This is a genomic window from Arenibacter troitsensis (genome assembly GCF_900177645.1).
Lineage (GTDB): Bacteria > Bacteroidota > Bacteroidia > Flavobacteriales > Flavobacteriaceae > Arenibacter > Arenibacter troitsensis.
In genome coordinates this window covers 1-12428 of sequence record NZ_FXAO01000010.1, presented here as the reverse complement: position 1 = coordinate 12428, position 12428 = coordinate 1, and the positions used below count along the sequence as shown (strand labels likewise).

Genomic DNA, 12428 nt, shown 5'->3' with positions numbered 1-12428 from the left:
TCAGTCCTTAAATACAGGGGTTTTGGAAAGCTCGATCAATCCGTCCTTGGTTTCCTTGAGATAACGATTGGAACGTAAATATCTGTTTAGGTTGTATTCGTCAAAATTTGAAGCGTCTTTGTCCACACTACTTATATGTACCCTTCCGGCAGAATGGATAAATTCATTGTTACCTATCCACATCCCTACATGGATTACGCGTTCCTTTGTGGTATCTGTTGCCGGTTTTCCAAAAAACAATAAATCTCCAGGTTGCAACTTATCAAAATCCTTAACGGCATCTATCTCCCTGCCCGTATGAATTTGCTGGGAAGCGTCCCTTGGTAATACAATACCATTCAAAAAATAAATGGTTTTGGTAAATCCGCTGCAATCCACTCCTTTGGTAGAAGTACCCCCCCATAAATAAGGAACTCCCATTAAGGTTTTGGAAGTACTTACCAAAGATTCCTGACTAGGATCCAATGCTGCCAGCCAAGTGTCATAATCCATGGCTTCTGTTTTAAGGATATAAGTCTTTCTACCATCTGGAAATACCACAAAATAATAGTCCTTTTCTTCACCTATCTGCTCCAAAACACCCCCGGAAACCATATCGGAAACGACCTGGGAATTCTTGTTAGGCTCGGTATAACAATGACCTATAGTATTGGTGTAAATAACTTTTGGGGTGGATTTCCACTGTGTATATTTTTCAGTTGACAGCGGCATTATTCCTCCCCTATCTACCCAGGACAAATATTTATCCGGAGTCTGGATCAGATACCAACCATCCTCTTCTTTAAAAATCTTGACGGGGGTACCCAAAGTGGCCTGGGTCACCAATTCTGAAGAATGGGCGGGTTTACCACGCAAATTGGCCACGGATATGGTAATAAGACCTTGGGTAAATCCATTTAAATTGGATGATGGCAATAATTGAATACTGTCTATATAGTTTATTTTATGCTGCGCCAGCTTTTCTTTAAAACTGTTAATGGCCTCAGGTAGGTTGGACTCTCCCCTCAGGATGGTTTCATTACCTCTATTAACATATTCTATATTAAAAAGGGCTACCCTTTTGTCCGGTGCAAATTCTTGTTTTACCTCTTCCATCAATCTTGTAAAAGTAAGCTCATCCTTATCAAGCTTTTGTTCACAGGAAAAGGATAGAAAAACTCCGGTAATAAGTAAAAAAATTATTCCTTTTTGGCTGTAATTCATGAAAAAAATCTATAACAGTTAATATAAAATCCTGTTTGGAACTTGGAAAATTATAAAAATTTAAGGAATGCCAGGTTAGCACCCTTACTTAATTTAATGTTATCTCTTATTTTTTGCTAGTTTTTAGATCACCCAATAGGATGGCCAATGGGTAGTTGGGCTTCCATTCCATGACTATTCCGAGACCAAATTCCATAAGGAAATGTTGCCCATTCTTATAAAACCATCGATGGTTAACCTCAACTGTTGTAATCCTTTAAGGAATAATTTTCTTTATACCGGTATATTGTTAAAATCCACTTAAATATCTGTTAATCAACGTATTTATTTGCTTTTTATCGATTTTTTTTATACATTACGATTATGATAAAAATTGAAAAATCAGCAAACGAAGATTTCATAAAGAAGTCCATTTCCCACTTGGAAGCGCACGGTTTTGAAAAAATCAAGGCGGATATTGACGGTTATGATTGTCCAAAATCCTATTTAAAAAGAGGTAGCGACACCAAAATTACTCCAGATATTGTGGCAATTAAAAATGGAAAAAAATATTATTTCGAGATTAGTTTAAAATCGGATAGGCCATTGTTATTGAAATCGAAATGGTTGTTTTTGGATACCTTGAGTAGAATGAATTCCAACCGTTTTAAAATAATTACCACTAAAGGGCACTATAAGTTTACCGATAATATGTTGGAGGATATCAATTTAAGTGATAAAACGCCTATCAAAATATAGTTTAAAGATATCCAATAATATATGGAGCTGTTTATACAGCTCTTTTTTTTGAATGAATTTAAAAAATTGAATTTTCAATTCTCATTCCCTTAGCATACCAACATGCGGAATACCATCCTCTAAATATTCCTCACCAATTATTGCAAAACCAAGGGAAGAATAAAACTTCGTCAAATATTTCTGGGCGGAAATATGTATGGGAACCACTCCATAATTTTTATGTATTATTTCAATGGAAGCCTGCATTATTTTCAATCCATATCCATATTTCCGCTCAGATCTACGTACTACTACCCTCCCTATACTTGCTTCCTTAAAATAATCCCCAGGTTTAAATACTCTGGTATAAGCTACTATTTTATTGTTCTTATTTCCCATTATATGAAGGGCAATCTGATCTTTATCGTCCATATCTTGGTATACGCAATCTTGTTCCACTACAAATACTTCACTACGTAATTGTAAAACATCATAAAGCTCCTGTATATCTAGTTCATTGAATTTTTTTATTTCAATTCTCATAGTTTAAATATCAACAATACTATCTACCCAACGTTTTAAAGATTACAACATGTACTTAATAAAGTAATGATCCCTAATGAATATGTTTTACAATACTCCCTGTATCTATTGGTTTTGAAGTACTTATTTTACTTACAGGGAATTTTCTCTATTCGTCTTTCGTGACGACCACCTTCAAAGGAAGTATTTAAAAAAGTTTTCACCATTTCCAATGCCTGTGGCAAAGAAACAAATCTGGCTGGCAAACTTAAAATGTTGGCGTCATTGTGTTCTTTGGCCAATTGAACTATTTCAGATGTCCAACATAAAGCTGCCCTTATTTTTTGATGTTTATTGGCCGTCATTGACACCCCGTTGCCACTACCGCAAATAATAATACCCAAATCTGCATTTCCTTCCTCCACATCTATTGCCACAGGATGTACAAAATCGGCATAATCAACACTATCGGAACCATCGGTACCGTGATTTATTACTTCTGTACCCATAGATTTCAACAATCCAATAATGGCAAGTTTATATTCTGTACCTGCATGGTCATTACCTATAGCTATTTTCATTCTTTTAGGAGTCCTATTAATGAATAAAACAAATAATTAGTAGTTGCAATCACACAAATGTACAAATACCTAAGGTTTCACCACAGAAACTAGGTTATTAACAACAAAAATTTTAAAAAAAACAAAAACCATTGTTATTTAGTCGTTTACTAATAATGGTTCATTGTTAATAAACTACTTATAAAAAGTAAAGATTAAATTTTTATTATCCACCTGAATTTTGCTTTACAAAATGTTATTGTAAAAGAATAATTTACTTCTTAGATTATTGTAGAAAGATATCAAATAATTAAAAGGAGTAATTAACACTCCCGTAACATTAACTTTTCAATAATTTTATGTTGATATAGGTTGTCAACAAATATTAATAACCCGTTTAAAGGCTTGATTTATAATCTTTACTCTCTGTATAAATTGTCAATAAACTTATTTAATGGTTTAAAGCAAGTTTAAAGGTAAATATTTATATCCACTATAAACAAGCCATCATAATCATCATTTTATTTTAAATTTTAGAAAAAAGAAAACATATATATAATATAAATGTTGATAACAATAATTATTGAAGAAGAAGGAAACTTAAAATTGGAATCCAAGTACAATGGATTATAATTCGTAATTTTCCAAAAATAAAAGTGTTAATGTCAAAGAATAACAAGAGAAACAAAAATCAAAGAAAAAACGAAATAACCAGAGGTATTTTCACGGTTCTTGAAAAGGAGCCGGAAAAATCTTTTAATTATAAGCAAATTGCTGCTAAAATTGGAGTTGTAGATTCGAACGAAAGGAATACCCTAATCAAAAGATTGGTAGAATTAAAGGAAAAGAAACGAATATTGGAAGAAGGAAGAGGTTCGTATAAAGCTGTAGCTTCCACTAAGACTTACCATACTGGAACAGTTGATATCACGGGAAGGGGAAATGCCTACATTGTAGTTGAAGGTTTGGATGATGATGTTTTTGTTCCATTCAATAAATTAAAGAAGGCTTTTCACAGAGATGTAGTGGAAGTGTATATCTTTCCCAGAAGAAAAGGTAAAAAATTGGAAGGGGAGATTACTAAAGTCATTTCCAGGGATAAAACATCATTTGTAGGTATTGTAGATATGCAAAAAGATTTTGCGTTTGTACGGCCCACAGATTATAGAATGTATACGGATATCTTTGTACCAAAGAACAAATTTTCGACTGCAGCGGATGGCGATAAGGTAATTGTAGAAATTAATGAATGGCCGGATAATGCGGATTCCCCTTTTGGGACCATTACCCAAGTATTGGGAAAACCAGGGGAACATAATACTGAAATACATTCCATATTGGCCCAATATGGTTTGCCATATGAATTTCCTGTGGAAGTGGATATGTTTGCCAATACATTGGATACCAGTATAAAAGAGGAAGAAATAGCTAAAAGAAGGGATCTTAGGGAAACTTTGACTTTTACGATTGATCCCAAGGATGCCAAGGATTTTGACGATGCCCTTTCCTTTAAAACATTGGAAAATGGCAATTATGAAATAGGTATTCATATTGCAGATGTTTCGCATTATCTATTGCCCGATACTATTCTGGATGATGAAGCCTATGATAGGGCTACTTCGGTTTATTTGGTGGACCGGGTCGTGCCTATGTTACCGGAGGTATTATCCAATAATGCCTGTTCCCTTCGTCCTAATGAAGAGAAATATACATTTTCTGCCATATTTGAAATCGATGAAAAGGCCGTCATAAAGAATGAATGGTTTGGCCGTACGGTAATTAATTCGGATCAAAGATTTGCCTATGAAGAGGCACAGTATATTATTGAGACTGGCAAGGGATCAATTCCTTTGGAAATATCCATAAGGGAAGGGGCTTATACCGTTGGCGATGAGATTGTTGATGCTACCTTGACTATGGATAGATTAGCCAAGATTATGAGGGAAAAACGTATGCAACAGGGAGCTATTTCTTTCGATAAAATTGAGGTACGTTTTAATCTCAACGAAAAAATGGAGCCCGAAGGCGTTTATTTTAAGGAGTCCAAGGATGCCAACAAGCTTATTGAAGAGTTTATGCTATTGGCCAATAGGAGGGTAGCGCAATTTATTGGAAAGCAAAAACCGGTTAAAACCTTTGTTTACAGGGTTCATGATGAACCGGACGAGGATAAATTAATGGCGCTTAACGGTATAATATCACGTTTTGGACATAAACTGGATTTTAAGGATAAGAAATCTATAAGTAATTCCTTGAATCAACTTTTGGAAGATGTAAAAGGAAAGAAGGAACAGAACCTAGTGGATACGTTGGCTATACGAAGTATGAGCAAAGCGATTTACACAGTGGATAATATTGGTCATTATGGTCTGGCCTTTGATTACTATACTCATTTTACCTCCCCTATTAGAAGGTATCCGGATGTAATGGTACACCGGTTGTTACAGCATTATTTGGATGGTGGGGAGACTCCAAAAGCAGAACCATATGAAATAAAGTGTAAGCATTCTTCCGATATGGAAAGTTTGGCGGCTAATGCTGAGCGCGATTCCATAAAATATATGCAGATAAAATTTATGGAAGATCACCAGGATCAGGAGTTTGTGGGTGTAATTTCTGGGGTTACCGAATGGGGACTTTATGTAGAGATCATTGAGAATAAGTGCGAAGGAATGGTGAGAATTAGGGATATAAAGGATGATTATTATACCTTTGATGAAAAGGAGTACGCTATAGTTGGTGAAAAAACTAAGAAAACCTATCAATTGGGTGATGAAGTTGTGGTTATGGTGAAGAGTACAGATTTAATAAAGCGCCATTTGGATTTTTCTTTAATCGGAAAAAACGCCTAAATTTTTGTTTTGGAACGGAATTTGTTTATTACAACGAGGTAACTCCAAATATTAAACAAAAAGTTACCATGACATAAATATGTGTTACGGAAGTATTCCGGAAAATATGTTTATTGGACAATAATTATTGGCCAATAGACTATAGCTCTAAAATAATGGATCAAAAACTAATAGTAATATTGTTGTTGCTGGTTGCTACCAACCCATTAAGGTCGCAAAATGAAAAGGTAACTCAGAATTTACAACCGTTCAAAGAAGTCAAGGCTTTTGATGGATTGTCCGTGAACCTAATAAAATCCGATGTAAACAAGGCTGTGATTACTGGTGCCAATACCGGTAATGTGGCTATTGTTAACAATGATGGTGTTCTTAAGATAAGAATGGAAGTTACTAAACTGTTCAGTGGTTATAGAACTTTTGTAGATCTTCATTATACGGAAAAACTTGTGGTTATTGATACTAATGAGGATGCAAGAATTTCGGCCAAAGATCCTATAAAACAGGATATTTTGGAGTTGAAGGCTCAGGAAGGTGGAGAGTTGATCATTAATGCCCAAGTAGATCAAATGCTTATTAAAAGTGTTACGGGAGGTATTATTTCTGCTTCAGGTTCTTCAAATATTCAAGATGTACAGATAAATACTGGAGGGGTATATAAGGGTAAGGATTTCAAAACCAAATTTAGTACTATCAATGTAAATGCCGGTTCTAGGGCAGAGGTGTTTGCAAGTGATTATGTAAAGGCGGCGGTAAAGGCAGGCGGGGAGGTTATGGTATATGGAAATCCTGCCAAAATGGAAGAGAAAACGGTTTTCGGAGGGAAGATTACCAGAATGTAAGTAATTAAAATTTATGATCGAGGATATTCAGGCAGCTATTCCATTGGGCTTATTATTGAGCTTTATGATAGGGCCTGTTTTTTTTGTACTTCTCGAAACCAGTGCTATTAAAGGGTTTAGGGCAGCCTTGTGTTTTGATGTTGGTGTAATTGTTGCCGATATCGTTTTTATTTCCTTAGCCTATTTCAGTAGTTTCCAACTTTTGGAAAACCTCAGTAGCCATCCTGGACTTTATGTCTTTGGAGGGACTATTTTGTTGGTTTATGGACTCACCAATGTATTTAAGAAGGAGTCTGTAAAACAGGAAACTAAAATAAGGATTACCAAAGGGGATTATTTTAGCTTGTGTATCAAGGGATTCTTGCTGAATTTTATAAATATTGGTGTATTGGTGTTTTGGTTGGGCATCATCATTGTTGTGGGACCTAGTCTGGATAATGATCCCAATAGAATCATAATTTTCTTCTCCGCTATGATTCTTGCCTATTTTATTACAGATATCTTTAAAATATTATTGGCCAAACAATTGCGTAAAAAGTTGACCAAAAGAAGAATTCTTCTAGTCAAAAAAGCGATTGGCATAGTTCTGGTTATTTGTGGAATTGTTCTGATTATTAAAGGCTTTCTCCCAAAAGATCAATTAAATATAGAAAAGGGAATAGAACTTATAAAGTAGAATACGGTGTAAAAGAAAGTAAGAAAAAAAAACCTTCATCTGTAAAGATGAAGGTTTTGGAGGCATCGAGCGGATTCGAACCGCTGTACAAGCTTTTGCAGAGCTCTGCCTAGCCACTCGGCCACAATGCCTTTTTGCAGTGCAAAGGTAATACTTTTTTTAAGTTTCAAAAATTAAAAGCTTTATCTTTTGGATTTAAGTATTATGGTCACTTCTTGAACATCCCCACCAATTGGGGGGTTGATTTTGGAGACCGCAACCTTCACTTTTTTTGCTATGGGTATTTCGGAAAATATTCTGTTTAGAATGCGCTGTGCCACGTGTTCCAGTAGTTTGGAAGGAATGGACATTTCTTCTTTTACAATATAATTTATATGTACATAATCAACCGTTTCCGAAAGTTCATCGGTTTGTGATGCTTTTTTTATATCGGCATCCACTTCTACATTTACTTGATAATCGCTGCCAATAATTGTCTCCTCCTTAAGACAACCGTGATTGGCATAAACTTTAATATTGCTTACCCTTACTTTCCCCAACACATTAATAATTTGTACAAAATTAAATCAATCCAAACTTAAAAGAAGGGATTTTATAAATATTTTAGGGTACCATTTGCCCAAGGCATGGTGTTAATAGGTACATCTACAATTACTAATACCCTGGAATAGGTCCACCCCAATGGTTACCACGTGGGTACCGGTGCTATAGCCTAATATTTCATTAAGTATGATCTGATATGAATATCCGAAATAGAAATTACTTTTTTTGAGTCCGGCCAAAGGAGCAATGTACAAGGGCCGTCCTATCTGGTCATTTAAAAAACGGTAGGTAACACCTGCGTAATAGTAATCTTCAAAATCATACCATCTAAATTTTAAGTTTAAATCCGCTTCGGACCTACCATCACTTTCAAATATTTTATACAAAAGTGAGGGTTCTATTTCCATATTGCTGCTTCTGGATTTTTTATATCGGTATCCAGTATAGGCATAAAAGTTTCTAAGTTTGTTGGGTTCGTAGATGGGATCGAAGATATAAACGTCCTTATTGATAACGTTGGAGGCATTTACACTGAAATAAAAGGAATTTTTTCTGTACAAAAGACCTACATCGAAGTTATGGTTGGATGTGGATCTATCATCCGTTACCCCTGGATCAAAACCGGCATCTATAAATTCTTCTACGTCCAATCTAAATTGGTTAAAATTATAGGAGATTCCAAAGGATAAAAATTCGTCCTCATAGCGGTTCAACGTTAAATGGTGGGCAAAGGATATACGTGCACCCTGTTGTTTTGTATACCCGTTTGAATCGTTGTAAAGAAATAATCCTATTCCTGATTTTTCCCCTAATCTCATATCGGCGGCCAAGGATTGGGTCCTGGGAGCATCCTTAATTCCGACCCATTGCGCAAGACCGTTCAACCTAATTTTCACATGGTCGCCAATCCCGGCATATGTTGGGGAAAGCACAAAAGGGTTGTCGGCCAGGTATTGTGAAAGCTGGGGTGAATTAAGTTCCTGGGCACTAGTGATCAAGGTACTTAAAAGCAACACAAAAGTTAATAGTTTATTGCGCATTGTATGTATGGTTAAGTTTTTTATCTGTATAATGTAAAATGTCCAACAAACTCCCTATCATCTTCCTCTCCTTTTAGTTTTATAATATACCAGTAATCACCGGTTGGAAGTTCCGTATTGTGATACATTCCATCCCATCCTTGGTCATTGAGACCCATTCGGTAAACCTCCCTACCATAACGGTCAAATATTATGGTTAGTATCTTTGGAAATCCTTCTTGATTTCTAGGTTTCCAGAAATCGTTTTGTCCATCACCGTCAGGGGTAAAGAAATTAGGGATTTCAATATCAATGAACTCCATAAAGATTTCCGCAATGGCTTCACATCCGTTTTCGTCTACTACCCTTACGGTGTGGGTTTTTGTCTCTGTTATATAATGGGTATTATCCGTGCCATTGTCCTTATCGTTAAAATAGAAGGTATACTCTTGTTGTCCTCCTGTGGCGACAGCCGAGATTTCGTTGATATTCCCTGGTGCCAAGGTTAGTACCAAGGGTTCAAAGTTTTCTATTTCAAAATCTATGGTCAATACACAACCATTGGCATGGGCTATGGTAATGTAATGGGCTCCAGGTGCAATATTGGCAAAATTGGGTTCCAAGACCATGTCATTTGGATCTGTAGAGTCCAACGCATACATTACATCTGGGGCAACCGTTGGATCTTCCAGTACCAGATCTATTGAATTGTTGGGGATGTTACCCGTACATTCATAGATAGGGGTAGCCGTGGCATTCAAGTTTACACCGGGATCAATGGTTACAGCCATATTGATCATACAGCCTTGTGCATCCTTTATAAATACAGCATAAGTTCCGGCAGCCAAATTGGTAAATATGGTTCTGTCCAAGACAAAATCGCTATCTGCAGTAGAATTTATACTAGTACTATATGGTGCGGTTCCTCCGGAAATGCTCAAGGAAATTGTACCATCCTCACTACCAATACATATTTCCGGTGTGGTAGTCGGTACAGCCGTTATAATGGCCGGTTCTGTTATGGTATATCTCAATTGCTCAAAACAGCCATTGATATCCTGTGCAATTACAGTATAGTTGCCAGGAGCTAGATTTGTAAATGTATTTACCGTATCAAATTTGTCCAAATTGGGTGAAATGGCATATTGATATCCACCGGAACCACCACTTAAGGAAACGGTTATACTACCATCACTGGCGCCATTACAGCTAACGTTCGTAAAGGAATCGTCAACAACCAACGGAGTTGGTTCCGTTATTCTGTTTTCGGTGGATACTACTACGCAATCATCACTTGTTACCCTAACCCAGTAACTGCCAACTGTAAGGTTACTGAACTGACGGCTTGTTTGTGGTCCGGCAATACTATTCGTCAATGCAGCATCTGTGAACAATTCATAACGGTAGTTACCCAATCCTCCATCTGCCTTGGCAATCAACATAGCGGTGTTATCACCATTACAATTAATTACTGCTGCAGAAGTATCCATGGTGACCGTTAAAGGTTCAATGGCATCTTCCTTGATTTGATTGGACAAAATGGAATTACATCCAAATGAATCCCTAACATAGTATCTATAGGTACCTGCAGGCACTGTGAAAGTATGTGTGTTACCACCACTCATTGGAAAATAATTAATATCGTCCACACTATATTCATAAGGACCTGTTCCACCGTGGGCCGTTAACAGCAATTCTGCGTCGTTTAAGCAAGTTAATGGACTTGTCCTTATTAAAGAGGCATAAACTTCCGTAGGATTTATTATAGTGGCCTGTACGGTTTCAACATCGCATCCCCAACCATCGGAAACGGTAATTGTATAGATACCGGATTTTAGGTTGTGGAATATGGGACTAACTTGTCCGCCGGAGGTATATACAATGTTGCTACCTGTGGAATCATAAACATTCAATTGATATTGGTATATACCCTCACCTCCAGCCATGTTAATGGCAGTCAATGCACCATCACTATCTCCGTAGCAATCCAATGTTGTGGATATTGGGGTGATGTCTGCCGTAATCGGTGAAGGTTGTACCAAGGTTTCCGTATCGTTTAGGATACAGCCATTGGCATCCGTAATTTGTACGGTGTAATTCCCGGCTGAAAGTCCGTTGAATACCATTACATTAACATCGGTGGCATTATACACCTGTGAAGTTGTGGTATTGGTAAGTACAATATCATAAGGACCATAACCTCCACTTGGGTCCACAATTATTTCACCTTGATCATTGGAACAGGTAACGTTGGCTATTGGATCCACTATGGCGGTAAGCGCTCTGTCTGGAGAAATTATTTTTACCGTATTGGAATTCTCAGAACATAATGGAGCATTGGCCTCGGTAACCCTTACATAATAATTTCCTCCCGTTAGTCCCGTAATGGTCAATGGGTTGGTGGATGTGTTGGCCGATCCCGTAATTGCTGTGGCTACACCTGCACTGGTATATACCGTATAGTTATAAGGACCGGAATAACCGCTTACATTTATTTGCAATGCACCGTTATTGTCGCCAAAACAGGTTACAGGCGTTATAGCGGTAGCACTTACCTTGATCAAATCATAAGGAGCAATGGTATATGTGGCAGTATCCACATAACATCCGGTTGCGGTATCGGTAACCCTAAAGGTATAACTTCCCACAGCAGTTAAATTAAAGGTGGCACTGTTATAGGTTGGAGTTCCTGTTTGGGTTGCATTGATATTACCAACAGGTAACAATTGATAGGTATACACATTGGCGGCATTGCCATTGTCGTTTACCGTTATCGTTACTTGCTCAGGTCCTGCACAGGATATGGCCGCATCCTGGGCCAAGGTAGCAGTAAACTTGTTCAGGGCAGGAATGTTCACAATGGTGACATCCGTACATCCGTTGTCATCTTTTATAGTAACCGTTATAGCTCTATCTGACCCATTTTCGGTTATGTTAAAGGTATTTGAAGTAAAGAAGTTTACACCGTTTATACTGTAGGTATAAGGAGCCGTTCCACCTGTACCCACTGCGGTTATTACAGCCTGTGAAGCCTGGTTATTGGCATTACAGGCAAACGTGGTAGCAGTAGCGGTTACATCTACTGGATTAGGTTGTGCAATGGTTACTGTTTGCGTGGTAAAGCAACCCCTATCGGAGGTTACCGTAATGTCGTACGTACCTGCAGCAAGGCCTGTGAACAGGCTGCCGTTCTGTGTTGTCGGCGGATTTACGCCGTCGTTGATGGTAAAGGTATATGGCGGATTGTCGTTGGCAGCATCCAGGATGAGCTGAATGGAACCGTCGGCACCCCCGTTACAGGATACGTCCTCTTTGGTATATGTAAACACGACCGGTGTTGGGGCTTCCAGGGAAACGGGCACCTGTGCGTTACAATTGGACCCTGAGGTATCGTATACCATGGCGGTATAGTTTCCAGGGGCCAGTCCGCTGAACACGTTGGAAGCCTGTGGAGTACCAACCACGCTTATCCCGCTACTATTCAATAGGTCGTACTC

At 37.6% G+C, this 12428-nt stretch carries 10 protein-coding genes and 1 tRNA gene; 4 read left to right on the top strand and 7 right to left on the bottom strand.

Going from position 1 to position 12428, the window contains the following annotated elements; translation table 11 throughout:
- On the bottom strand, positions 1-1203 hold the full coding sequence (locus B9Y87_RS18730; RefSeq protein WP_085500501.1) for an SH3 domain-containing C40 family peptidase: 1203 nt from the start codon (positions 1201-1203) through the stop codon (positions 1-3).
- Positions 1204-1566: 363 nt separating this feature from the next.
- Between B9Y87_RS18730 and B9Y87_RS18725 the strand changes: the two genes are divergently transcribed.
- A complete protein-coding gene (locus B9Y87_RS18725; RefSeq protein WP_072860137.1) occupies positions 1567-1941 on the top strand; it encodes a hypothetical protein in 375 nt (124 codons plus the stop codon).
- Between the two features lie 81 nt (positions 1942-2022).
- On the opposite strand, the gene B9Y87_RS18720 is transcribed toward B9Y87_RS18725, so the two are convergent.
- Positions 2023-2463 carry a GNAT family N-acetyltransferase gene (locus tag B9Y87_RS18720; RefSeq protein WP_085500500.1) on the bottom strand — a complete coding sequence of 147 codons (441 nt, stop codon included), beginning with the start codon at positions 2461-2463 and terminating at the stop codon, positions 2023-2025.
- Positions 2464-2591: 128 nt separating this feature from the next.
- Positions 2592-3023, bottom strand: coding sequence for a ribose 5-phosphate isomerase B (gene rpiB, locus B9Y87_RS18715; RefSeq protein ID WP_085500499.1), 432 nt, complete (start codon positions 3021-3023; stop codon positions 2592-2594).
- A gap of 641 nt (positions 3024-3664) precedes the next feature.
- Between rpiB and rnr the strand changes: the two genes are divergently transcribed.
- From rnr to B9Y87_RS18700, 3 genes are all read left to right on the top strand, one after another.
- Entirely contained in the window at positions 3665-5854 is a 2190-nt protein-coding gene (gene rnr, locus B9Y87_RS18710) for a ribonuclease R (RefSeq protein ID WP_085500498.1), read from the top strand.
- A 155-nt stretch (positions 5855-6009) separates the two neighbouring features.
- Complete coding sequence (locus B9Y87_RS18705; RefSeq protein WP_085500497.1) at positions 6010-6693, top strand: head GIN domain-containing protein; 684 nt, start codon at positions 6010-6012, stop codon at positions 6691-6693.
- Positions 6694-6706: 13 nt separating this feature from the next.
- Positions 6707-7369 carry a LysE family translocator gene (locus tag B9Y87_RS18700; RefSeq protein ID WP_085500496.1) on the top strand — a complete coding sequence of 221 codons (663 nt, stop codon included), beginning with the start codon at positions 6707-6709 and terminating at the stop codon, positions 7367-7369.
- Between the two features lie 57 nt (positions 7370-7426).
- Here B9Y87_RS18700 and B9Y87_RS18695 read toward each other — a convergent pair.
- The 4 genes from B9Y87_RS18695 to B9Y87_RS18680 all read right to left on the bottom strand — a co-directional run.
- Positions 7427-7500 (bottom strand) — tRNA-Cys (locus tag B9Y87_RS18695).
- A 51-nt stretch (positions 7501-7551) separates the two neighbouring features.
- Complete coding sequence (gene folB, locus B9Y87_RS18690; protein ID WP_085500591.1) at positions 7552-7908, bottom strand: dihydroneopterin aldolase; 357 nt, start codon at positions 7906-7908, stop codon at positions 7552-7554.
- 93 nt (positions 7909-8001) lie between these two features.
- Complete coding sequence (locus tag B9Y87_RS18685; RefSeq protein ID WP_085500495.1) at positions 8002-8952, bottom strand: PorP/SprF family type IX secretion system membrane protein; 951 nt, start codon at positions 8950-8952, stop codon at positions 8002-8004.
- 20 nt (positions 8953-8972) lie between these two features.
- Positions 8973-12428: T9SS type B sorting domain-containing protein (locus tag B9Y87_RS18680; protein WP_139827290.1), on the bottom strand; the 3456-nt coding region annotated here is incomplete at its 5' end.

What these genes read in the sequence shown, in the direction of transcription:
- B9Y87_RS18730 (WP_085500501.1), bottom strand. Translation starts at nt 1,203, where the DNA reads ATGAATTACAGCCAAAAAGGAATAATTTTTTTACTTATTACCGGAGTT.
- B9Y87_RS18725 (WP_072860137.1), top strand. Translation starts at nt 1,567, where the DNA reads ATGATAAAAATTGAAAAATCAGCAAACGAAGATTTCATAAAGAAGTCC.
- B9Y87_RS18720 (WP_085500500.1), bottom strand. Translation starts at nt 2,463, where the DNA reads ATGAGAATTGAAATAAAAAAATTCAATGAACTAGATATACAGGAGCTT.
- rpiB (WP_085500499.1), bottom strand. Translation starts at nt 3,023, where the DNA reads ATGAAAATAGCTATAGGTAATGACCATGCAGGTACAGAATATAAACTT.
- rnr (WP_085500498.1), top strand. Translation starts at nt 3,665, where the DNA reads ATGTCAAAGAATAACAAGAGAAACAAAAATCAAAGAAAAAACGAAATA.
- B9Y87_RS18705 (WP_085500497.1), top strand. Translation starts at nt 6,010, where the DNA reads ATGGATCAAAAACTAATAGTAATATTGTTGTTGCTGGTTGCTACCAAC.
- B9Y87_RS18700 (WP_085500496.1), top strand. Translation starts at nt 6,707, where the DNA reads ATGATCGAGGATATTCAGGCAGCTATTCCATTGGGCTTATTATTGAGC.
- B9Y87_RS18685 (WP_085500495.1), bottom strand. Translation starts at nt 8,952, where the DNA reads ATGCGCAATAAACTATTAACTTTTGTGTTGCTTTTAAGTACCTTGATC.